The following is a 1,086-nucleotide window of genomic DNA, read 5'->3' on the forward strand; positions in this document are numbered from 1 at the left end:
CGGCAAAGCCCTGCCCCCGAGCGGCGGCGACGACCCGGGCCGAAAGCTGGTCGGGTGTCTGCTCCAGCAACAGGGCGTGGTCAAGGGGGAGGTAACGGTACAGGCCGGGCGCCAGTCCCTCGACCCGGAAAATCGCCAGATAGGTTTCAAAGGGGTGGCGGCACCCGGCGGAAGGGACGGTGCGCAATACCGCCGCCTCGTGCAGGCGGGCGCGCACCCCTTGCGTGCTCCAGAGGAGAAAGGCCAGCTCTTCCCGGCTGAGCGGCGACGGCAGAAAGCGGCGCCGGCTCTCCCGGCGAGCGATGGCCTCCTCTAGATCGCAGGGAGGAATGGCCCAGCTTTCCCGGTCGGGCAGAGGGATGAGCGTCGCCCCTTCCGGCGCCGGCTTCTGTGCCGGTGGCGGGGCGATCCCCCGGGATTGGGCTGTACGCCGCCAGTCCACTTCCAGGCGAATCCGGTCGGTGAGAAAGTGACGCCCCGCACTTTGGCTGATGGAAGGTTTGCTCATGATGGAATCTCGAATGATGAAGGGTTGAGGTTGCGCTTGAGTGCTTGGCCGGCCCCTATTCGTAGTGGGTCCACATCCGCAGTACCTTCACCGTACGAATATCAGCGAGAACCTGGTAGACCAGTCGATGCTGGATATTGATGCGTCTCGAATAAGCGCCCGCCAAGTCGCCGACGAGCTTTTCGTAAGGCGGCGGATTTTGCAAGGGATTCTCCGCGAGGAGATCAAGCAGTTGCTTCGCTTTCGATTTCAACCCCGAAGCGGAAAGCTTCTTGGCATCCTTCTGGGCCTGCTTGGTGTAGACCAGTTTCCAGCTCACCAGTCCAATTCCTCGTCGCACTCTTCCACCGGCGTCTTCATGCCGTCGATGATGGACTCCTTCATGCCAGGAACGGAATGCAGATAGAGGGTCTCTTGCACGGCGCGCCAATCCTCCGCGGCAATCAGCACGGCGCTGTTACGCTTGCCGGTGATCTGGATGGGTTCGTGCGATTCGGCTACGTCATCGAGGAGTTTGTAGAGAAGTTTTCTCGCTTCGGTCGCTGTGATCGTGGGCATGGCTGCCTCCTTTGCGTACG

General features: G+C 61.9%; 3 protein-coding genes. All 3 read right to left on the minus strand.

Annotated elements, in window-relative coordinates; all coding sequences use genetic code 11:
* On the minus strand, positions 1-508 hold a 508-nt coding region (locus BQ4888_RS10725), incomplete at its 3' end, for a nitroreductase family protein (RefSeq protein WP_092057190.1).
* 55 nt (positions 509-563) lie between these two features.
* On the minus strand, positions 564-827 hold the full coding sequence (locus tag BQ4888_RS10730; protein ID WP_092057192.1) for a Txe/YoeB family addiction module toxin: 264 nt from the start codon (positions 825-827) through the stop codon (positions 564-566).
* Positions 824-1,066, minus strand: coding sequence for a type II toxin-antitoxin system Phd/YefM family antitoxin (locus BQ4888_RS10735; protein ID WP_092057194.1), 243 nt, complete (start codon positions 1,064-1,066; stop codon positions 824-826). The genes BQ4888_RS10730 and BQ4888_RS10735 overlap by 4 nt, the downstream gene beginning before the upstream one ends.
* Positions 1,067-1,086: the final 20 nt, after the last annotated feature.

This window comes from Desulfuromonas acetexigens, assembly GCF_900111775.1.
GTDB classification, from domain to species: domain Bacteria; phylum Desulfobacterota; class Desulfuromonadia; order Desulfuromonadales; family Trichloromonadaceae; genus Trichloromonas; species Trichloromonas acetexigens.

Coding starts and splice junctions, on each gene's coding strand:
- BQ4888_RS10735 (WP_092057194.1), bottom strand. CDS start 1,066: ATGCCCACGATCACAGCGACCGAAGCGAGAAAACTTCTCTACAAACTC.